At 42.4% G+C, this 22,569-nt stretch carries 19 protein-coding genes and 1 pseudogene; 7 read left to right on the top strand and 13 right to left on the bottom strand.

The window, feature by feature from the left end:
* Positions 1-114: 114 nt before the first annotated feature.
* Positions 115-1,236, bottom strand: a complete 1,122-nt coding sequence (gene bamC / locus BM736_RS09365; RefSeq protein WP_076411231.1) for an outer membrane protein assembly factor BamC — start codon at positions 1,234-1,236, stop codon at positions 115-117.
* A 3-nt stretch (positions 1,237-1,239) separates the two neighbouring features.
* Positions 1,240-2,124, bottom strand: a complete 885-nt coding sequence (gene dapA / locus BM736_RS09360) for a 4-hydroxy-tetrahydrodipicolinate synthase (protein ID WP_076411229.1) — start codon at positions 2,122-2,124, stop codon at positions 1,240-1,242.
* A 238-nt stretch (positions 2,125-2,362) separates the two neighbouring features.
* Here dapA and BM736_RS09355 point away from each other — a divergent pair, with 238 nt between their 5' ends.
* The 3 genes from BM736_RS09355 to BM736_RS09345 all read left to right on the top strand — a co-directional run bounded on the left by BM736_RS09355 (position 2,363) and on the right by BM736_RS09345 (position 4,644).
* On the top strand, positions 2,363-2,911 hold the full coding sequence (locus BM736_RS09355) for a glycine cleavage system protein R (protein ID WP_076411227.1): 549 nt from the start codon (positions 2,363-2,365) through the stop codon (positions 2,909-2,911).
* Between the two features lie 3 nt (positions 2,912-2,914).
* A complete protein-coding gene (gene bcp / locus BM736_RS09350) occupies positions 2,915-3,385 on the top strand; it encodes a thioredoxin-dependent thiol peroxidase (protein WP_076411225.1) in 471 nt (156 codons plus the stop codon).
* Between the two features lie 248 nt (positions 3,386-3,633).
* Positions 3,634-4,644, top strand: coding sequence for a D-alanine--D-alanine ligase (locus BM736_RS09345; protein ID WP_076411221.1), 1,011 nt, complete (start codon positions 3,634-3,636; stop codon positions 4,642-4,644).
* A gap of 284 nt (positions 4,645-4,928) precedes the next feature.
* On the opposite strand, the gene BM736_RS09340 is transcribed toward BM736_RS09345, so the two are convergent.
* Both BM736_RS09340 and BM736_RS09335 read right to left on the bottom strand, forming a co-directional pair.
* On the bottom strand, positions 4,929-5,651 hold the full coding sequence (locus tag BM736_RS09340; RefSeq protein WP_076411219.1) for an ABC transporter substrate-binding protein: 723 nt from the start codon (positions 5,649-5,651) through the stop codon (positions 4,929-4,931).
* Complete coding sequence (locus BM736_RS09335; RefSeq protein ID WP_372828696.1) at positions 5,638-7,311, bottom strand: ABC transporter substrate-binding protein; 1,674 nt, start codon at positions 7,309-7,311, stop codon at positions 5,638-5,640. The genes BM736_RS09340 and BM736_RS09335 overlap by 14 nt, the downstream gene beginning before the upstream one ends.
* Before the next feature lie 303 nt (positions 7,312-7,614).
* Between BM736_RS09335 and BM736_RS09330 the strand changes: the two genes are divergently transcribed.
* Complete coding sequence (locus BM736_RS09330) at positions 7,615-8,550, top strand: LysR family transcriptional regulator (RefSeq protein WP_076411215.1); 936 nt, start codon at positions 7,615-7,617, stop codon at positions 8,548-8,550.
* Between the two features lie 212 nt (positions 8,551-8,762).
* Here the strand turns inward: BM736_RS09330 and BM736_RS09325 are convergent, their stop codons facing one another.
* The 6 genes from BM736_RS09325 to hrpA form a co-directional block, all read right to left on the bottom strand.
* Positions 8,763-8,891 (bottom strand): TIGR02808 family protein, encoded by a 129-nt coding sequence (locus tag BM736_RS09325; RefSeq protein WP_076411213.1) that lies wholly within the window; start codon positions 8,889-8,891, stop codon positions 8,763-8,765.
* Between the two features lie 9 nt (positions 8,892-8,900).
* On the bottom strand, positions 8,901-9,491 hold the full coding sequence (locus BM736_RS09320) for a NapC/NirT family cytochrome c (protein WP_076411211.1): 591 nt from the start codon (positions 9,489-9,491) through the stop codon (positions 8,901-8,903).
* A 21-nt stretch (positions 9,492-9,512) separates the two neighbouring features.
* Positions 9,513-9,965: a nitrate reductase cytochrome c-type subunit gene (locus tag BM736_RS09315; RefSeq protein ID WP_076411209.1), complete on the bottom strand. Its 453-nt coding sequence runs from the start codon at positions 9,963-9,965 to the stop codon at positions 9,513-9,515.
* 12 nt (positions 9,966-9,977) lie between these two features.
* Entirely contained in the window at positions 9,978-12,467 is a 2,490-nt protein-coding gene (gene napA / locus BM736_RS09310) for a periplasmic nitrate reductase subunit alpha (protein WP_076411207.1), read from the bottom strand.
* Positions 12,464-12,769, bottom strand: a complete 306-nt coding sequence (locus tag BM736_RS09305; RefSeq protein WP_076411205.1) for a chaperone NapD — start codon at positions 12,767-12,769, stop codon at positions 12,464-12,466. Before BM736_RS09305 ends, napA begins: the two co-directional genes overlap by 4 nt.
* Before the next feature lie 626 nt (positions 12,770-13,395).
* Entirely contained in the window at positions 13,396-17,283 is a 3,888-nt protein-coding gene (gene hrpA, locus BM736_RS09300) for an ATP-dependent RNA helicase HrpA (protein ID WP_179079040.1), read from the bottom strand.
* A gap of 609 nt (positions 17,284-17,892) precedes the next feature.
* On the opposite strand from hrpA, the gene codB reads away from it, so the two are divergent.
* Together codB and BM736_RS09290 are read left to right on the top strand one after the other, a co-directional pair.
* Positions 17,893-19,152, top strand: a complete 1,260-nt coding sequence (codB, locus tag BM736_RS09295) for a cytosine permease (RefSeq protein ID WP_076411203.1) — start codon at positions 17,893-17,895, stop codon at positions 19,150-19,152.
* The gene (locus tag BM736_RS09290; RefSeq protein ID WP_076411201.1) at positions 19,142-20,440 is read left to right on the top strand and encodes a cytosine deaminase; all 1,299 of its coding nucleotides are present in this window, start codon (positions 19,142-19,144) and stop codon (positions 20,438-20,440) included. Before codB ends, BM736_RS09290 begins: the two co-directional genes overlap by 11 nt.
* 288 nt (positions 20,441-20,728) lie before the next feature.
* Here BM736_RS09290 and BM736_RS09285 read toward each other — a convergent pair whose 3' ends face one another.
* The 3 genes from BM736_RS09285 to BM736_RS09275 form a co-directional block, all read right to left on the bottom strand.
* A complete protein-coding gene (locus BM736_RS09285; RefSeq protein ID WP_076411199.1) occupies positions 20,729-21,142 on the bottom strand; it encodes a VOC family protein in 414 nt (137 codons plus the stop codon).
* Positions 21,143-21,349: 207 nt separating this feature from the next.
* Entirely contained in the window at positions 21,350-21,811 is a 462-nt protein-coding gene (locus tag BM736_RS09280) for a hypothetical protein (RefSeq protein ID WP_076411197.1), read from the bottom strand.
* Positions 21,812-21,921: 110 nt separating this feature from the next.
* Complete coding sequence (locus BM736_RS09275; protein ID WP_076411196.1) at positions 21,922-22,209, bottom strand: hypothetical protein; 288 nt, start codon at positions 22,207-22,209, stop codon at positions 21,922-21,924.
* Between the two features lie 135 nt (positions 22,210-22,344).
* Between BM736_RS09275 and BM736_RS09270 the strand changes: the two are divergent.
* Positions 22,345-22,533, top strand: a pseudogene (locus BM736_RS09270) (IS110 family transposase); the annotation flags it as partial.
* Between the last annotated feature and the right edge of the window lie 36 nt (positions 22,534-22,569).

Raw genomic sequence — 22,569 nt, 5'->3', positions numbered from 1 at the left:
CCTCGAAATCAAGATACAAATCAAAGTATAGAGTCTTATATAAAAACCTATATAAATTAGAGACAAAAAAAAGGAGGCCAATGGCCTCCTTATGTTGTTTCGTCTGCTAATTTATTAGCGGATCTTACGATCTTCCTGCATCAGCTCCGAGAAGCCTTCATACACAGCTTCAACAACTTCATTCTCTAAAGGCTTGTCTGTCGCGTCATGAAGGTAGATACGAGTGGTCTTTTCACCTTCATCTTCCTTAAGCACTACACGGTATGACCCTTCTTTTACAGGTAGTTTCTTTTCACTCCATAAAGAGCTCCAGAAACCTGAGTCATCGGTAACATTGATGTAATAAAGGCCTTTATTACTATCCATATCGATAATTTCAAAACCCATCTCAGGTAGAACAATTCTTAGTCTGTCCCAAGTACGCATAAATGGTGCTTGAGCTAACCAATAAGAAGGCGAAGCTTGCTCTCCCTCAACATCTGAAGCAGTCCCATTTATGATACTAATATCAATACCTAGACTCTCTCTAAGACGCTTAGCTTTCATTGCTTGATTACGTTTAATGCTCATATACGCAACAGCATTATTTAGCATATCTATAGTATAGCGTTGCTTATCTTCACCACTTAAAATAATGTCTTGTAACGTTCCGTCGTAACTTTCTTCATGATCAATAAGATTAATCAGCAAGTTACCACTACGTCCATGTGGACGAACATCAACTAAAAACTCATAACGCTGACGCAGAGTATAAACCTCATCACTGCCCCAGAAGCTGGTATCGAGCACTTCTTGGCTCTCAATCCAATCTGTTTCAATGATGCCTTTCTCGTAATCTTCATTCAAAACAGCTATCGATTTACTCGATAGATAGTCTTTGAGTACAGAGTAAAGTTCGTTTTTAAGTTCAATATCACTATCGATAGACTCAACAACAATCTTAATATTGTCGCTACCCTCTTCGACATGTGTACCCTCAGCCATAGGTAACACTTGTAGAGGCGGTCGAATATCTAGCTTTTTGCCGACAAGCGCTACATCTACATTTTTACCGTACTGAGGAATATCGTACTCTTTGCTATAGGTCGGTGTATTAAGCCCTTCAGGTATCGTCAATGCTGGTTCAATACTCACATTGGTATACTCATCGCCACCATTTGCCTGTCGCCTATCAACAGGAGTGCTACAAGCTGCAAGCGCAGCAATCAGAACTAAAGGAGTAACTAGTTTGAACATCTATTATTTAACCTCTATTCGGGCATTTTTCATCGCGTCTAACAACAGACCATGAAACTCGGTCGAAAGTTCCGTTAAAGGTAATCTTATATCACCATGACTTATCAAACCCATTCGATGTACAGCCCACTTTACAGGGATAGGGTTTGCTTCGCAAAACAATGCGCTAAATAAGCCTTTAATCGAATCTTCAGCTGCCATAGCAGTTTGAAGATCACCTTTAATGGCTGCATCACACATTAATTTAAACTGTTTCGGCACAATGTTGTTAGCAACAGAAATGACACCGTTACCGCCTAAAGAGAGAAACTCTCTGGCTGTCGCGTCATCACCGCTATAGAGAAGGAAATCTTCACCACATAGTTCTCTTAAGCGCTTAACGCGGCTCACATCTCCAGTCGCTTCTTTTACACCGATAATGTTTGGTACATTAACAAGCTCAGCAACGGTTTCCGGTAGCATATCGACCGTAGTACGACCGGGAACATTATAAAGAATTTGTGGTATGTCAGTGCTCTGTGCAACCGCTTTATAATGGGCAATCAAGCCCTTCGGGCTTGGTTTATTATAATAAGGGGTCACGCCAAGCATTGCGGCTACCCCTAAATCATTTTGGGCTTTGGTAAGCTCAACCGCTTCTGCCGTAGCATTGGCGCCATTGCCACCAATGACTGGAATACGACCAGATGCAAACTTAACAGTATGTGCAACAACTTCTATATGTTCAGAAATTGGTAGGGTAGCAGATTCACCAGTGGTGCCTACGGCAACGATGGCATCTGTACCTTCTGTAATATGGTACTCAACTAACTTTTCAAGACTTTTATAATCTACTGAGCCATCACTATTGAGTGGTGTGATTAAGGCTACGATGCTTCCGTTTATCATGTGACTTCCCCAGGATTCAGGACTGGCTATGGTACTGATGCTAACCATTAAAAACAAGCATTTCAGCGATTCATTAACGTTAAGACTTTTTCACTATGAATAGTATTCAATCTAAGATTTGATATATAAGACAGGGATCTCATCTTAGTAAACTTGTGGTAGCATTGGTCATCGCGTTTAAATGCACCTGTTTACGGTGCATTTTTGTACAGAATTAGCTACAAAGTAAGGAAAATTCATGTCCAACCATCTTGTTGTTACTGCGATGGGCTCAGATCGCCCAGGTATAGTCAGTAAATTCGCAAGACTTGCTAGTGAATGTGACTGTGACATTGTCGACAGTCGTATGGCCTTATTCGGCAACGAGTTCACCTTAATCATGATGCTTTCTGGCTCTTGGGCTTCCATTACAAAAATGGAAACCCAACTCCCAAGCTTAAGTGTTGAACTCGAACTCATGACGGTGATGAAGCGTACCTCAAAACACACCGCACCAAACTATATCTCACGTCTAGGAGTGACTTTTACCGGCCAAGATCAACGTGGCACGATGAAGAAAATCACTCAATTTCTTGCTGACCGTTCATTGGATCTTGCCGCAGTACGCTCCCATGCAGAAGAAGATGATCAGGGCAAGCCAACACAGAATGTGTTCTTAACTATCAATGTTCCTGAAAAAGTGGAACTTGATAAGTTAGAGGTGAGCATCAATGAGATTGCTTCAGAACTATCATTAGAGTGCGTTATTGAACGTATGCAAGGTATTAGCACAACAGAAAAGGAATAATAGATGAAAACATTAATTGCAGGCGATACGGCCCCACTCTTTGAGCTTCAAAACCAAAATGAACAAACAATCTCATTAAAAGAGTGTCTGGCTAAAGGCCCTGTGCTGGTTTATTTCTACCCTAAAGCATCTACACCGGGCTGTACCGTACAGGCCTGTGGCCTTAGAGACAGCATTACAGAACTTAACGAGTTAAATATAACTGTATTAGGCATCAGCCCTGATCCTGTTAAAAAGTTAGCGCGCTTTGCAGAAAAGCAGGCGCTTAACTTCTCACTGTTAAGTGATGAGGACCACGCTATTGCCGATGCATTCGGTGTGTGGGGCGAGAAGAAGTTTATGGGTAAGGTATATGACGGTATCCACAGACTGAGCTTCTTGGTTACTGAAGATGGAAAAGTCAGCCATCTGTTTAATAAGTTCAAAACCAAAGAGCATCATGAAGTCGTGCTCAACCATCTAAAGCAAAGCTAATAACGATTAATATATAATCTCAACAAATAGCTTTTCTACAAAAGAGTTCCTCTCTAAAGCCAGTTGCACATTGCCACTGGCTTTTGTTTACCTATAGCCAATCCTAAATTAATTCTGCTACATATCACGATAATCCAGAATAATTATTAGCCAGTTGGCTCAAAACACAAAGCACAACTGTTGCAATAAATCTGCATCCGTTCATAGTGAGCCTGAGATCAGAATATTTGCTAGGAGATGTAAGAAAGATGAGCCAAACGAACCTACTTTTGTTGTGCGGCGGTGGCGGCGATGAACACGCTATTTCATTAATGTCTGCCAACTTTTTTGAAGCATCACTAGCGAGTCTCCCACATATCAACCTAGTAAGGGTCGAGCTAGACAGTAGCGGTCGTTATCAAACCGCAAATGGCGATTATTGCGAACTGACCAATCTAAAACAGCTCCGTTTCGATAATGATTCGATTGCACCTTGGCCTGTGGATTATGCTATTCCATGCATTCATGGCTATCCTGGGGAAACTGGCGATATTCAATCATATTTTGAACTGATCAATTTGCCCTATTTTGGCTGTGATGCAGAGTCTAGCCGTAACTGCTTTAATAAAATCACTGCCAAAATGTGGTTTACTGCACTCGGGATCCCTAATACTCCCTATATTTTCCTCAATGAGCTAAATGATGAGGCTATAGCAAGTACAGTTCAGGCATTAGACAAGTGGGGGTCCGTATTTATTAAAGCGGCATCTCAAGGCTCATCTGTCGGTTGCTATCGCGCAGATACGCCAGATGAGATCGCGTCTTCGCTAATAGAAGCATTCAAATTTTCTCCTTATGTCGTCGTTGAGAAAACCATTACAGCAAGAGAGTTAGAGGTTGCGGTTTATGAGCTTAATGGTGAAGTCATTGCCACTAAACCTGGGGAGATAATCTGTGCATCAAACTCCTTTTATACCTTCGATGAGAAGTACGCAGCAAATAGCCAAGCTGAAACAAAAATTGAAGCGGATGTTACCGATGAACTCAGTAATAAAATTCGCGAATATGCGGTAAAAGTCTTTAAGGGAATGAAGTTAAGGCATCTCTCGCGCATCGACTTTTTCTTAACCGATGACAATGAAATATTACTCAATGAGATAAATACCTTCCCAGGTTCAACACCCATCTCAATGTTTCCAAAGATGTTGCAAAACCATGGGGATAGCTTTAGTGATTTCTTAGTGTCGAATATTCAATCACAACTTGAAATAACACCTTAATTTTTAGCTGCGGCTTTATTATACCAATCGGTATAAGAAAGTGGTCAGTTCAGAGTTATTTTTGGCGGCTTAATTCAAGGCGAATAAGTGAGGGAATGGTGATCCCTTTCGAGCTTATTCAACACAGAAGTAGGCTGCCAAAAAAACTCCTAGAAGGCGAGTTTTAGCACTTCTGATGCTGCGTTAACGAGCTTAAACGTAGAATAACTATGTCTCTCACTCGTTGCCTTGTCTCACAAGCGCTAAACTCTCGCTGAATGGCCACATCTTTATACCGATTGGTATTAGATCTCTACACCGTATTCAAGGTAGAGGGCGCTCATATAACCGTCTCGATACATGCTATTCAGGGCTTGCTCTAATATTTTGATCTGCTCGTTTGGCATCTCAATATTGCAAGCCATCGCTCTTAAAGAGGTATAAAAAACCAGTTCAGGCGCGCCAAAGTTGATTGCTTGTTGATGCATCTGCTCCTGCGCACTGATCAGTTCAGCAGCCCACAACTCAATTCTTGAACGCTTAAGTTTTCTTAAATTTTGCGCACTCACAGAGGCAAGCTCAACATTAAAGCCTAACTCCTTTAGGTATTCACCTATACCACTACCGAGAAAGCTACCAATTTTATATGGCTTTGCATCGCTGAGTGTTGTCAAAGGTATCCGCTCGCTATCGCTACTATACAATCCATATCTAGACACGAGTACAGGGCTTATCCAATGAAAGCTTGCTTCCCGCTCTTGGCTTCTTGCAACAGGTAATACGCAGTGACCCGGCATTCTTTCCGTGGTAATGATTGCCCTTTTAAGAGGAATAAAACTAAGCTCATATTGCAATTCAGTACGTGAGAATAGCTCTTTGAGCATATCGACTAGCAGGCCTTTGTGGGTTTTACCTACACGCAGCGCAAAAGGAGACTCTTCGTAGGTTAATATTTGCAAAGTCTCAGCCCTCAAAGAGACAGAAAACAAGCACAAGATAACCAGAGTAACTAACTTATTTCCAAACATTTATCGCCTCTTCATAGGGTAAAGTTTTCCCCACAGGAGCAGACTTTAGACGCCTCTTAGGTGAGCCAGGTTTCATTAACCAATCATTTGCTGGTGACAGCGCATTCAGCTTAGGTGCACATTTTAGTGTGCTTTGTTGACTCATCTCCTCTAGATGTTGGTCTACCGCAGTTGCGAAGTGGTCCATACCATCTTGTGTGGTCACCTTACCCTCAACGATTTTTGATATATATTGCCACCAGTAATTCGCTAAACCCGGGTAGTCAGGAACATTAGTCCCTGTCGGCGTCCACACATCTCGCCCTCTGCTGCGATAGAACTCAACTAAACCACCAAGATAAGGTGCGCGCTCACTCATCACATCTGAGTCAATATCTGATTGCCGTATGGGTGTCAGCCCGACTAACGTCTTTTTTAATGATACGGTTTTAGAGACAACAAACTGCGCATAGAGCCAAGCCGCCTGTTGCCTTTTCAAAGGGGTAGATTTAAGTAGCGTCCATGAACCAGCATCTTGATAACCTGATTTCATGCCTGTTTTCCAATACTTTCCAACTGGAGACGGGGCCACACGCCACTTAGGAGTACCATCATCATTTACAACGGGCAGATCAGCACGGGTCAGATCGGCAACAAAAGCGGTATACCAAAAAATTTGTTGGGCAATGAGTCCTTTACCAGGCCACTCGCCCGCTTGGGTAAAGTTAAGGTGAATGGAATCTTCAGGGGCAAACCTGTTAAGCCAATAGATAAATTTATCAATGGCATAAACAGCAGCAGGACTATTAAGTGCCCCGCCTCGCTCTACACTGGCACCAACGGGACGGCAATTCTCAACTCTAATTCCCCATTCATCGACTGGTAGCCCGTTTGGTAAGCCGATATCACCAACACCTGCCATAGAGAGCCATGCATCTGACATTCGCCAACCCAATGATGGGTCAGTTTTAGCGTAATCCATGTGGCCGTATATTCGTTCACCATCTATCTCTTTGACATCCTCACTGAAGAACTCTGCGATATCTTCATAGGCTTGCCAGTTTTGAGGCACACCTAATTCATACCCGTAATTTGCTTTAAACCGTTTTTTAAAGTCTGCACGGTTAAACCAGTCATGGCGATACCAGTACAAGTTAGCAAACTGTTGATCCGGCAACTGATAGAGCTTCCCGTCAGGCCCTGTGGTAAATTTAAGCCCGATGAAATCATTGAGATCCAGCGTTGGTAATGTAACTTCAGCCCCATCTAGCACCATAAAATCAGAGAGTGGCAGGATCATATCAGAGCGAAAGTGTGTACCAATAAGATCACTATCATTGATATACGCATCATAGAGGTTTTGTCGGGTCATGATCTGCGCTGAGAGTTTTTTGATCACATCATCTTCGCCAGTCAGCTCATGAACAACTCGGATCCCTGTGATTTCATAAAAAGCTTTAGCTAAAACAGATGCTTCATACCAGTGAGTCGTTATGCGTTCAGATACGACGCGGATCTCCATGCCCGAATAAGGTTTACTGACCTCGCTGAACCACTTCATCTCTTGAAGCTGCTCTTTAGTGGTTAACGTTGAGGGTTGAAATTCATTGTTGACCCAATGCTCAATCGCATTGGATTGTGACGGGGTTAAAGCGCTGGTGTCAAAACATACAAGATGCAGAAGTGCGATAAAAAATATTAGAAAAATATGCTTACTTGGACGCAACACCCTATTCTCCTGCCTAAAAATCAAAGTCTTTATAACTATGGTTGACCACTTAAGGTTGCGCCAACAAAGTTAACACCTTTTCTATTACCTTCTTAAAATTCAAAATCAATAATAGATTCTGCCTTAACAAGATAAAATCGAAAAACGATACTTATCTTAGCTATAACGTTAGGTTTTACAGTAAACTCAAGGCAATACTTAAACCTACTTATAAACAAATCAACATAGTCATAGATGTTACTCGGTGGAATAAAATTGAAGAATTTTGATTACAATTTACTTTCAGTGCTTGAAGTTTTACTCGAAGAAAAGAGCGTAACATCGGCAGCGGCACGGTTACACCTAAGTCAATCAGCGGTAAGTAAACAGTTGTCTAAGTTACGTGAGACCTTTGATGATAAACTGTTTGAACGAACTGCATACGGGCTCAGACCCACGCCTAAAGCCAAGCAATTAGCCCCACAATTAAGGCTGGTGCTTAATCAAGTTGAACAACTTACTCGACCCAGCGAATTCGACCCCTCTATGAGTCAGCGAAAATTTCGAATTGAACTAGTAGAAACAGCATATTCACTCACCTACCCCTACTTTATGCCAGAGCTACTCAAGCAGGCCCCAAATATCACAGTCGACAGTCAAACTTGGCACAGTGAGAGCATGGATAAGTTATTACGATGCGAAACTGACATGGGTATTGCTTGTCGGGAGTGGGATGAGCGCTCATTATTACATATCAAAAATTTACCCCAAGAGCTTAACTATGTTGAGCTCACTCGTGATCACTCTGTTTGCCTAGTTAGGAAAAATCATCCTTTACTCGAAGAGGAGTGGAATCTAGACACATTTCTTAAATACCGTCACCTACAAGTCACCTTTGGAGGCATAACCCATTGGTTATTAGATGATGTTTTACAAATGCAGCACCTCAAGCGTGATATAGCGGTCAACCTGACAGATTTTCATAGCGCTATGCAGCTCTGTGAAAAGAGCGATCTTATTCTTTGCTCACCGGCAAAATATGCACAAGAGATGTTAGGACACTATCAGTTAATCACTCTCCCCGTACCCACAAAGCTGATCCCGGGTACTTATGCTTTGCTTTGGCATAAACATTTTGATTTAGACCCCAGCCACCGCTGGCTAAGAGAGATGATGATCTCATCGGTTCAAAATGCCTATCCAGAGACTTGAATCTGCACAAAAGACCTTATAGGTATACATGGCTGTTACGAACTGGGCATTCCACAGCTTGTCGTAGATAATAAAAAAGCCTGACTTGTGAAAGTCAGGCTTTTAGTTTTGTATACATCTTTTATGTTTACGTGCTTTTAGTCTAAGTGACTAAGCTCAGAGACATAGCCCAGAGACATAGCCCAGAGACATAGTACGAAGACATAGCAAGCTTACTTATCAGATGTTTTGGAAAGTATCCAAACAGAGGCTGCAGCAACAGCTGTAAACCCAACTAATACAATAACTGGCATGGCGCTATAACCAAGGACATGCCATATAACACTCTCTAATGTACTCATAACAGCTCCTTAATGCCAACCTTCAACTTTGTTCATATCAGGCAACTTGTGAGCAATACCTTTATGACAGTCAACACAGGTCTTTTCACCACTCGCAAGCGCAGTTGAGTGCTGTCTAACACTTCGTGGGCTTTGCTCAGAAAAGTCCATAAACTCAAAGTTATGACAGTTACGACACTCCAAAGAGTCATTACTTTTCATTCTTGCCCACTCCCTTTCAGCTAAATGAGCACGGCGCTCTTTAAACTTCTCAGGAGTGTTAATAGTCTGAGTAACAAAGTATGCAAACAGCTCTTTAGAAGCCTGAACTTTACGTACTATCTTATCCGTCCAAGCATGAGGTACGTGACAATCTGAACAGATAGCACGTACACCTGAGCGGTTAGCATAATGTATTGTTTCTTGAATTTCAGCCACAATTGGTGCGTGACAACCAGAACAAAACTCTTCAGTGTTAGTTGCTTCCATTCCGGTGTTAAATGCACCCCAGAACATCAGACCACCGGCAAAGCCCATGAACAGAACAATACCTACAGCAGCTTTACTCGGCCGCCTTAATATTGTCCAGAAGCCTTTTAAGGCGTTAATAATGAATTTCATATTACTACCTGCCTATTGTTATTATTGCAGTGATTTAACGCGTTCGAAGGAGTTACCCACCAACGGTTTGGCATCTGCTTGAGTGACATGACACTGAAGGCAAAAGTATCGTCTTGGAGAAACATCGGCTAATACTTCATCATTACGATTCGTAAAGTGAGTCACACTGATTTTAGTGGCACCCATCTCTTTAGCATTTTTCCAACCATGACATGATAAACACTTGTTCGCGTTTAGTGATACTTCATAGCTCCTAATATGGTGTGGGATCAATGGAGGCTGAAAGACATAACTACTTTCAATATCTACCTGATCTCTTGGCACCTTCTTCATAGGATCTGCCACTCTTGTTGTTTCTAACTCCGCACTACCTCGCAGCGACTCAACACCACCGATACCGCGATCTTGGCTAACGGCAAATACACTGACTAGGCCTAAGCTCAAACTGATTGTTAATAAAAGTAACTTTTTCATGTTAAACCCGCCTTATCCCACTTTAGTAATTTTTATTGGACACTTTTTAAAGTCTGTCTGTTTTGACAGAGGGTCAGTTGCATCTAAAATCAGCTTGTTAACTAAAATACGAGCATCGAAAAATGGAACAAACACTAAGCCTTTCGGTGGACGGTTACGACCTCTTGTCTCAACACGAACACGAACATCACCACGCTTATTGCTCATTAATACTTCATCGCCACGGCGCACACCATGTGATTTAGCATCATCTGGATGCATGTAACAAACGGCATCAGGAACAGCCTTGTAAAGCTCAGGAACGCGGCGCGTCATGGTGCCTGTGTGCCAATGCTCTAAAACACGGCCAGTACATAACCAAAGGTTGTACTCTTCATCAGGTGATTCTGGTGGCGCTTCATACGGTGCAGAGATAATCCAAGCTCTACCATCTGGCTTACCATAGAATTCAAAGCCTTTACCTTTACCTACATAAGGATCAGATCCCTCTTTAAAGCGCCATTTAGTCTCTTTACCATTAACGACAGGCCAGCGTAAGCCACGCTCTTGATGGTAACGATCATAAGGCGCTAAATCGTGCCCGTGGTCACGACCAAAGCTTGCGTACTCCTCAAAGAGTCCTTTTTGAACATAGTAACCTTGATCTTTCGCATCATCGTTCAATGCTTGTGCTTCAGATAGTGGGAACTTGTTGACTTGGCCATTTTCAAATAGCACTTCACACATGTTTTTACCACGTACTTCAGGCATCTTGGCAATCAGCTCTTCACTCCACACTTCCTCAATTTTAAAGCGTTTAGCAAATTCCATTATCTGCCACAGATCAGACTTAGCTTCACCTGGTGCTGCAACTTGCTGGTACCATACCTGTGTACGACGCTCAGCATTACCATAAGCCCCCTCTTTCTCAACCCACATTGCAGTAGGAAGAATCAAGTCAGCTGCTTGCGCTGTTGCTGTTGGGTATGGATCAGAACAAACGATAAAGTTTGCAGGGTTACGGTAACCTGGTAAACGCTCTTCATTGATGTTTGGACCGGCTTGCATGTTGTTGTTACACATGGTCCAGTAAGCATTTAATACGCCATCATTTAGCTTACGATCTTGCAAGACTGCATGGAATCCAGGTTTTGCTGGAATCGTACCCTCTGGGATTTTCCACAATTTTTCAGATAGCTTACGGTGCTTAGGATTGGCAACAACCATATCTGCTGGTAAACGGTGTGAGAAGGTACCCACTTCACGTGCTGTACCACACGCTGAAGGCTGGCCTGTCAATGAGAAAGGTCCATTACCTGGCTGCGAGATTTTTCCAACAAGTAGATGGATGTTATAAACCAATGAGTTCATCCATACACCACGAGTATGCTGATTCATACCCATAGTCCAAAGTGACATCACCTTAATCTTTGGATCAGCAAACTGCTTAGCAAGTGTAAGAAGCTTATCTTCTGTTAGACCTGTCATCTCAGCTGTTTTTTCTAGCGTGTATGGTGCAACAGACTTTTTGTACTGCTCAAAGTCGATAGCTTGCACTTTGCCAACGTTAGGATTAGCCGCTTTCTGTTGTAGAGGATGTTCATCTCTTAAACCGTAACCAATATCAGTGGTCGCTTGTTTGAAATGCGTGTGCTTATTAACAAAATCCCAATTAACAGCATCGTTTTCAATGATGTAATTAGCAATGAAGTTAGCAATGGCAAGATCTGATTGCGGCTTGAAGATATAACCTTTATCAGCAAGCTCAAAAGAACGGTGGTAATACGTTGATAAAACGTTCACTTTCACATGGGGATGACTTAAACGTCTGTCTGTGATGCGGCTCCACAAAATTGGGTGCATCTCAGCCATATTTGAGCCCCACAATACAAAGGCATCGGCTTCTTCGAAATCGTCATAACAGCCCATAGGCTCATCGATACCAAAGCTACGCATAAAGCCACCAACAGCTGAAGCCATACAGTGACGTGCATTAGGGTCTATGTTGTTTGAACGAAAGCCTGCTTTCATCATTTTTGATGCAGCGTAACCTTCCATGACAGTCCACTGGCCTGAACCAAACATACCAACACTGGTTGGTCCCTTCTCTTTTAAAGCCGTTTTCCACTTATCGGCCATAATATCGAAGGCTTGATCCCAACTTACAGGGGCAAAATCACCATTTTTATCAAACTTACCATTTGTTTGACGAAGAAGTGGCTGAGTTAATCGGTCCGACCCATACATGATTTTTGACAGGAAGTAACCTTTAATACAGTTAAGACCTTTGTTCACTGGCGCTTCTGGATCGCCCTGGGTCGCAACGACTTTACCTTCCTGAGTACCTACAAGCACTGAACAACCTGTACCACAGAAACGACAAGGGGCTTTATCCCAGTGTATCTTTGATTCTTCACTTGATGCGATCAAGTTTGTCGCTGTGGCTGGAAGAGTAACACCTGCAAGCGCTGCAGCTGAAGCTGCAGCATTTGCTTTGATAAACTCACGTCTGGACATTTTCATACTTGTTCCTCGCTAACACGATAGCTGTTATTTGGGGATTGATTTTTATTATTGGGTTCAATATCGATCTGGTGATAAACCATAGTTGCGCCAAGTACACCTGGCATATCATTTATTTTTCCAATGACGTCAGTGATGAAACCTTCAGTTTGCGTCTCAAGAACGACGACAATTTTGCCGACTTCACTGACGCCATAAATCTCGGCTTCTTCAAACGCTTCGATAAGCTTTTTAGTTGTATTTAGGTGCTCAGGGCTAACTTGTACAAGTAGGCTTGAGATATGCGCCTCTGGTAACGACATGTGGGCGTTCCTTATCTGTCTGAGGGAAAAAATTGAAGTGATGTTGCTTGGGCAACTAGAGATGCTGCTCCCTGTCTAAATACTAAAAGTATCGAGACAAGGGATGCCTGAAAGACGGCAAGAAAAATCAAGATTGCTCGAGCTAAATTTTTCTGTTCTTCGGCAATGGAACTCATATTTACTCCAACTTAGGGTTAAACCCTTCGCAAGGTGAGTCAACACACATTGACTCAAGAATTTCATGGAAACTAACTTTCTGTTTTTCCAAGCTCTTTACGTGCTGGTGATCATAACCCCAAGTTGATAACAAACTGTATACCCATAATTTGGTAAAGGTCTATTCAGTTGATCTAAATCATACTTTTCACCCAAACAAATCCTAGATCAACCAAGCTAAACAACTATTTAGATTAGTTACACCAAAAAGTATAGAACAAAGCTATTCAGTAACGCCTAAACAATGAGTTGAGAGCGGTTAAATTTCAAGCCTAAATGTTAATACACAGTTAAATTTATACCTTAATAGGTAGAGTAATGAAAGGACTCTTTAGCGAAGTTAGTGCAAAAAAAAAGCACCCATGGTGACATGGATGCTTTTTAGATATCAGTAGCTTGGATTAACAGGGTTAAATTTGCTCGATTTTATTTAACACCCGCTTTTCAGAGATCGGATAAGCTGTGCCTAAAACCTGTGCAAAACAGGAAACACGGTACTCTTCAATCATCCATCTGGCTTCTAACAATGAGTCAGGTATCGCAACTGAACGTGGGACTTTGGCAAGTTGAGCATCAAGGGCTTTTTGAACATTATTGATACTCAGCAAATGTAATCTGTCACGGTTAGGGTCTACTGGTAGCTTATCTAAGCGGTTATCTATCGCTTTTAAGTATCTAGCAACATCAGGTAGACGTTTCCAACCACAGGCTTCAACAAAGCCTTTAAAGATTAATTTATCCAATTGAGACTGAATATCACTCATGGCAAACGCGATATCTAAACTGATCTTGCCCTTTAATCGCTTCTTGACCTTCTGATATAAGGTCAAGATCTCTTCAACTTTAAGCGCTATCTTGGCAGCGGTTGGGTTGAGTTCTTGTCTAACCCAATCCTTTGCCTGCTCAAACTCATCATCTGAACGTACATCCAGTCCCTTTTCGTCGAGCAACTGTTGCACTGCGGCAGCCAAAATATCATCAAGTAAGATCTGTACCTGGCCAAAGGGATTGAAATACATAGCCAGTTTGGCTTTGTTAGGTAATGTTTTTTGAAGATGTTTTACTGGCGAAGGCATATTAATCAGCAGCAGTCGCTGCAAACCTAGCTGATGAGCGCGAACAGCCTCATTTTCATCATCAAATAATTTGATAGATACACTGGATTTGTCATCAACTAATGCGGGGAATGCTTTAACCTCAAAGTGACCTTTACGCTGTTTAAACTGTTTAGGTAGCTTTCCGAATGACCATTCGGTCAGATCTGATTTTTCGATACCAGAATCGGCGACTTTTCGTATTGCCTGCGTCACATCCCCCTGCAAATTACCTTTAAGCTGCTCAATATTTCGAGATTGAGCCACTAATTTGCCTTTTTCTCCCTCAACTTTGAAGTTAATTAATAGATGTTTACTCAGTTGAGCCAGATCGAAATCATCAGGACTGACACGCACACCACTCATTCTCAACAGTTGCTTACACATTGCATCTATAAAGCTCATCTCAAATGGCTTCATTGCTTGCATACAGGCATTGGCATAATCGGGTGCAGGCACAAAGTTGCGTCTTAGGTTTTTAGGTAGAGAGCGGATCAGTGCAACACACTTCTCCTCTCTTAAACCTGGCACTAACCAATCAAAGCCACTGTCTTCAATCTGGTTAAGCAGTGCTACAGGAATATGGACTGAGATACCATCATCTTCAGCAGAAGGTTCAAAGTGATAAGTTAGCGGTAATTTGAAATTTTCCTGATGCCAATGATCTGGGAAGTCGAGCGCTGAGATATGATCATCCCCGCGCTGCATTAATTGCTCACGTTCAAAGTCCAACAGATCGGGTGTGGCTTTACGCGCGGTTTTCCACCATGCAAATAACTTAGGCCCGTTGTATATCCCCTCAGGTATTCGAGGTTCATAAAAATCATATAAGACCTGTTCATCAACCAAGATATCTCTACGCCTAGATTTATGCTCTAAGGCCTCAACTTCTTTCAGTAACTTTTGATTTTTAACAAAAAAAGCTTCATTGGTTTTGAGTTCACCGTCGGCTAATGCGCTACGAATAAATATCTCACGCGCTTCAATTGGCTTAATAGGCCCAAATTGAGTTTTACGTCGATTAACGATAGTCAAACCATAAAGCACTTGATTCTCAAGCGCCACCACACTGGCCTGCTTAGCTTCAAAGTGAGGCTCTACATAATTCTTTTTAACTAAGTGTCCTGCCAGCGGTTCAATCCACTCAGGCTGAATTTTGGCGCAGCAGCGCGCAAACAGTCTCGATGTTTCAGTCAGCTCCGCTGCCATCAACCATTTAGGGCCCTTTCTGGCTAATGGCGATCCTGGAAATACAAAGAATCTACGGTTACGTGCGCCTAAGTATTCATTGTCTTTATCTTTAAAGCCTACATGGCTTAATAAACCTGACAACAAAGAGCGATGCAGTAGTTCATAATCGGCAGGTTCACTGTTTAGACGCCACTTAAGATCATGAACAGCTTGCTTAAGCTGAGTATAAAGATCTTGCCACTCACGCACCCTTAAGTATGCGAGGAACTCTTTCTTACACTGCTTACGGAACTGGCTACTCGATAATGCCTTTTGCTGCTCTTTGAGGTGTTCCCACAGATTTACATAAGCGATAAAGTCAGAGTTCTTGTCGCTATGCTTTTTATGAACCTCATCGGCGGCCTGCTTCTTATCCATTGGCCGTTCGCGGGGATCTTGAATAGACAATGCAGAGGTGATGACCAAAGCCTCATGCAAACAGCCATTGCCGTTAGCTTCTATCACCATACGCGCAAGGCGAGGATCAACAGGTATGTGAGCAAGCTGCTTACCCAGTTTTGTTAGCGCTAAGCGCCCCTTAGCTTTATGGACAGCTTCTAACTCCTCTAACAGTAAGAAACCATCACGGATATAGCGTGGATCTGGCGCTTGTACAAACGGGAAGCCTTCAATGTCTCCAAGACCGACTGACAGCATCTTCAAGATGACAGAAGCAAGGTTTGTTCTTAATATCTCAGGATCGGTAAACTCAGGACGACTTTGAAAGTCATCAGAGCTGAATAATCGAATACAAATACCAGCAGCGACACGTCCACAACGCCCTTGTCGTTGATTCGCACTCGCTTGAGAGATAGGTTCAATCGGTAAACGCTGCACTTTAGTTCGGTAACTATAGCGGCTGATCCTGGCTGTGCCAGGATCGATAACATAACGAATTCCAGGTACCGTTAACGATGTTTCGGCAACGTTGGTCGCAAGTACGATACGACGGCCAATATGGCTTTTAAAGACCTTAGACTGCTCACCATATGAAAGGCGTGCGTAGAGTGGCAATATTTCAGTGTCACGATACTGACGGCGATTGAGCTGATCGGCGACATCGCGGATCTCCCGCTCACCATTCATAAAAATCAGAATATCGCCAGGCCCTTCTGCAACCAGTTCATCGACAGCCTCGAAGATCCCCTCAGTGAGGTCTAGATCTTCCCCCTCATCACGCACTAATGGGCGATAACGCGTCTCAACCGGATAGGTTCGACCCGAGACTTCAATAACTGGCGCATCGTCAAAGTGCTTGGAAAACTTATCTAAGTCGATGGTCGCCGACGTGATGATCACTTTAAGATCAGGACGCTTTTTCAGTACGTTTTTAAGATAACCTAAGATAAAGTCGATGTTGAGGCTACGCTCATGAGCCTCATCGATAATAATCGTGTCGTACTGGTCAAGAAACTTATCGTTGGTAAGCTCAGCCAGTAAGATACCATCGGTCATCAATTTGATATAACTGGTGTCTTTGATGGCATCAGCAAAACGAACTTTAAAACCAACATGCTCACCTAACGGCGAGTTCAACTCATCAGCAACACGGCTAGCAACACTTCTGGCTGCAAGCCTTCTTGGCTGAGTATGACCAATCAATCCGCGGCACCCAAGGCCTAACTCTAGACAGATCTTTGGTAGCTGAGTGGTTTTACCTGAGCCAGTCTCACCAGCAATAATAACGACTTGATTACCCGCTATTGCCCGCGCTATCTCATCTCGCTTCTGGGAGATAGGTAAAGATTCAGGATAGCTAATTTCAGGGCGAGACTGACGCCGTCTTTCTACTTTTTCAAAGGCAGCAACGGCCTGTTCTTCAAGCTTTTCAAGGTTAGCTTTCTTTTTGTCAGAATCAGCTTCTTTGTTGAGTCTGAATAATCGGCGGCGGATCCTAGAGGCGTCTGCTTGATAACATAGCTTTAGGTAATCTTTAGATAAGGGGCGTTGTGGCGAACTCAAGTCTATTCCCATCAATTTGAGCAAAAAAGTGATCCTATCAATTAACGAATAGTATTGGTACGCAATTTTGCTAAATAGGTTAACTATCGGGAAGCTATGAAGTGTAATTGACCATATTTACATAGACCATTGCTTTAGACACACCAAGTTAGTCTTTGTTACTCAGAACCTAGGCCAAAGAGCACTTAACGAGTACAACGCGCACTCACATTTTCACAAACAATACTAAATCTGGCACCAAATCTTATGTCTCCCCCGTAAACAACAATTAATCAAGTTACACCAGCTCAATGTAACCCACTATTTTAATTAACATTTGACGGGTTTGTGATTTTTAAAAATTGATAATTCATAATTATATACAATCTTAATGAATTGAACTTCAACAATAATTTATATACTGGCAAATTAATCGCTATAAATAACGAATAAGTCGATTGACAGCTCCCTATTAATCCCTAGAATACGCGCCGTTTGTCTTCGACTTAACAGCTGTCTACACAAGATAGAAGTTAACAAACTGGTTTCATCAAACTGCAATTATCAGTACAGCAGTTCAGCGAGAACGTGACGAATTAAAATAATCAACGCGCAATAATTGCATTTTCATCGGGGGAAAAAGTGGCAAGTGACAACAACTACAGTTTAGGGCCGGTACCTATTTCGGCCAGAAAAGGCATAGTATCTCTGACCATGGTGATGCTAGGTTTAACGTTTTTCTCAGCCAGTATGTGGACCGGAGGTACGTTAGGCACAGGCCTTTCATTCGAAGATTTCATTCTAGCCGTATTTTTAGGTAACCTGATTTTAGGGATCTATACCTCTTCTCTTGGTTATATTGGTGCTAAAACAGGATTATCGACTCACCTATTAGCCAGATTCTCATTTGGCATTAAAGGCTCTTGGCTACCATCATTGCTACTGGGTGGCACCCAAGTGGGCTGGTTCGGCGTTGGCGTTGCTATGTTTGCCATCCCTGTTCATAAAGCCACTGGCATTGATACGAATTTACTCATTATCATCTCAGGGCTGTTAATGACGGCAACAGTTTACTTTGGTATTGCAGCCTTGATGATACTGTCGGCAATCGCAGTCCCCGCCATTGCACTATTTGGTGGTTTCTCAGCAATGACAGCCATCGACAGTATCGGCGGGATAGACGGCCTTTACGCGTTAACTCCTGATGAACCTATGCTGTTTTCAACCGCCTTAGTATTAGTTGTAGGTTCTTTTATCTCGGCGGGTACCTTAACAGCAGACTTTGTTCGTTTTGGTAAAAAGCCAATCAGCGCAGTATTTGTCACTATGATTGCCTTCTTTATCGGTAACTCATTGATGTTTATCTTTGGCGCTGCTGGCGCCGCAGCAACGGGACAATCAGACATCTCAGAGGTGATGATTGCACAAGGGCTATTGATCCCAGCCATTATAATCTTAGGCTTAAATATCTGGACCACTAACGATAATGCCCTTTATGCATCAGGCCTAGGTTTTTCAAATATTACCGGCCTACCGAGTCGCTATTTATCGGTCGTTAACGGTGTTATCGGAACCCTTTGCGCACTTTGGCTCTATAATAATTTCGTTGGTTGGTTAACCTTTTTGTCTGCAGCTATCCCGCCAATCGGCGGCATAATCATTGCCGATTACTTAGTCAACCGTCATAAATACAAAGATTATGAATCGGCTAAATTTGCAACCGTGAATTGGTCAGCCATTGCAGGTGTTGCCATAGGTGTAGCAGCAGGACACCTACTACCAGGCATAGTGCCAATCAATGCCGTATTAGCGGGTGCGATTAGCTATCTCATTTTAAATAAGTTACAACAACACTCGACTAGTGCAGCTATATCGAGCCAAGAGAGCACCAATGAACAGTAAAAATAGTATGTTGATTAATAATGTCATCCTTAACCACAGTAAGGGACTGCATCAGATCGTCATTGAAGATGGAAAGTTTACATCCTTCAACCCTATGGGTGATGCTATAAGCGCAGAGAGTGCTGCAGTTAATAACATCATAGATGCACAAGGCGGCATGGCTGTCGCACCATTTTGTGAGCCTCATGTACATCTAGATACAACACAAACCGCTGGCGAGCCTAGCTGGAATATCTCCGGCACCTTGTTTGAAGGTATTGAACGTTGGTCAGAGCGCAAAGCGATGCTCTCAATCGAAGATGTTAAAAGCCGAGCTAAGCAAACACTAAAATGGCAAATCGCTAACGGTATTCAACACGTCCGTACTCATGTTGATGTATCCGATCCCTCTCTTATCGCCCTTAAAGCTATGGTCGAAGTCAGAGAGGAGATGAAGCCTTGGGTAGACATACAGATTGTGGCCTTTCCACAAGAGGGGATCCTCTCCTTCCCTAACGGCAAAGCGTTACTAGAAGAAGCCGTTAAACTCGGCGCCGATGTGATTGGTGCCATCCCTCACTTTGAGTTTACCCGTGAATATGGGGTTGAATCGCTCCACTATGTCTTTGAGCTTGCGCAGAAGTATGACCGTCTCATTGATGTTCACTGTGATGAAATCGATGATGAACAATCACGTTTTATTGAGACGTTAGCGGCATTAGCGCATAAGTTTGATATGGGCGATCGAGTCACTGCCAGTCATACAACAGCCATGCACTCCTACAATGGCGCTTACGCTTCTCGCCTGTTTCGTCTGCTTAAAATGAGCGGCATCAGCTTTGTTGCTAACCCTTTAGTGAATATTCATCTGCAAGGTCGCTTCGATGATTATCCAAAGCGCCGTGGTATTACCCGCGTCAAAGAGATGCTAGCCGCCAATATTAATGTCTGTTTTGGCCATGATGATATCTTCGATCCTTGGTACCCGTTAGGTACGGCTAATATGTTGCAGGTACTGCATATGGGACTGCATGTGTGCCAAATTATGGGCTATGAGCAGATAAACCAATCCCTTGAGCTTATCAGCACCAACTCGGCAAAAGCGCTTAATATTCACCATGAATATAGCATTGAAATTGGTAAGCCTGCGAGTTTATTGATTTTACCCGCAGAGAATGGCTTTGATGCCGTTCGCAGACAAGTGCCTGTTCAATACTCTATCCGCCACGGCAAGCTACTGTCACAGACTAAGTTGGCAACCACTGATATCCATTTAGCAGAAACTGAAGCGGTAACCTTTAAGCGCTAAGCAAAAGCCTACCGCACACAACACAAAAGCCGCCATGCTTAAGATAAGCACAGCGGCTTTTTTTATGAGAAAGGAAGTGGTACCTAAAAGCTAAGAGTCTCAGTGACATTTTTAGGATTGCAAGTTACTTGCATACTATTAACTGCAACACCTTGGTGCCAGCAGCGCAAATTTAGAAGAAACAAGAGACTTGCAAATCTGGAATCACCGATCAAAAGTGTAATTTAAAGTGGGGAAATAAAGTCTACTGTGACCCCACTTATCCTTCAGTGCTTTGTTCCGTGCGTGTTAACTGGTCACACTATTTAATTGCAACAAGTCCCATTTAGTGCCATACAGATCTTGGAACACCACTACTGTACCGTACTCTTCTACTCGCGGCTCTTCGAGAAATACCACACCATTTGATTTCATTAATTCGTAGTCTCGCCAAAAATCATTGGTTTGTAGAAACAAGAATACGCGACCACCAGTTTGATTACCTACGGCTTGGGATTGCTCCTCAGTGCTCGCTTGGGCTAGAAGTAGATTTGTACCATTAGAATTTGGAGGGGAAACCAGAACCCAGCGCTTGCCACCGCCTAAATCGGTATCTTCGACCAATACAAATTGAAGTTTCTGTGTATAAAAATCAATAGCATCATCGTAGTTTTCAACGACTAGAGCTACATTACCGATTTGTTGCTGAACAGGCTTAGACATACTTAAATCCGACTACCTCAAAACACTGATTCTACACTACTTTGTGAATGAACTATGGTGCTAAATAAAATGGCAGGGCGCGCTATGTTTAACTTGACGTAGGGAGTCATACCAACGCCCAAATAACGGTCAAAAATTAGTTGACTAAAATGTTGAGGCACGAAAACAGCTAACTGTTTTATCATTATTTATTAGCTTGTTATCTGCTTAAGTGCCATTAAACTCAAGCTTAGCTTTTTCTATAGCCTGCTCAAAGTCTTTTTTACTAATAAGTGCCCTAGCAAGATCATTCTCCGCTTGCTCTACTTTGAGTATATATTCATATTCTATTGCAGCTAAGATGTAACCGTACTGTTGCTCTGAAATATTGCCTGTTTTGAATTGTGCTTTAGCTGTTATTTTATTCCAAACACTACCTTTTGGTGGAACAGGAAGAGTATAGTCATTGACCAGAACAGTCTTATCTGAAATTGTGTAACCTTTAACTATTTGTTCTTGAGCACAAAGATTAAGGATATAATTTACAGAATCTTTAGCTCCATACCAGTGCCAAGCGAAAGCAGCTGAGCATTCGCCAATTACTTTACCATTAGTATCTATTACATCTAAACGGCCTTGAGCGCAACCAACAAGAAAGCTTGATATTAGTGCTACATGAGCAATTTTCACCTACACCTCCTGAGCACATCACGCCCTGCTAGTAAGTTAACCAAGTGCTGGCGGGCGATTTGCGCAGCAAATGGCATGACAGCCTTGGTGAATCTGGATTTAGCAGCTTGTTATATTTTTGACTGCAACTGCATAATTAGCTTTTCAGACTTACCCATTTCGTTAAGAAACTCTTGGCGATAGTTACTCGAAGTTTCCATGTACCCTCTAGCAGAGTTCAAAAGCGCATTAAGGTGTGTTTTGGAACTTGAATTGCTACCAAGCCTTTTTAAAGAAGCTATTGCCGCACGGTATTTTTTTAAATATTCAATTACAATTGGCTCTGGTGATTCCGCAATTTTCCGCTCTAAACAGCTAACAGTTAGTTCTAACTGAGTAATGAGTTCATTTTTTTTCATACTGGTAGAACACTTTTTCTGACAAATATAGACATAATGACTCCCCACTAAAGATGCTGATCTCCAATCAATCGTGGGTTAGCTGAAAGCCAGAGCCATAATAGTTTTGTTAAAGAAACTAAATCGGAGATCAGCATGAATAAACATAACATACTTTTTATTGGCCTTGATACACATAAAGAATTTGTAGAAGTTGCTTATATTGAAGATCAAAGAGGAGCGCAAGCGGTTCATTTTGGACGAATTTCAAGTGCGAAAGCCTCTATCACTAAACTGKCTAGMCAGTTTCAATCTAAGTACCCAGAAGCAACCTTACACTTTGTTTCAATCTAAGTACCCAGAAGCAACCTTACACTTTGT

The organism is Shewanella sp. UCD-KL12, assembly GCF_001957125.1.
Taxonomy (GTDB): domain Bacteria; phylum Pseudomonadota; class Gammaproteobacteria; order Enterobacterales; family Shewanellaceae; genus Shewanella.
This window is presented reverse-complemented; position numbering and strand designations above follow the sequence as displayed.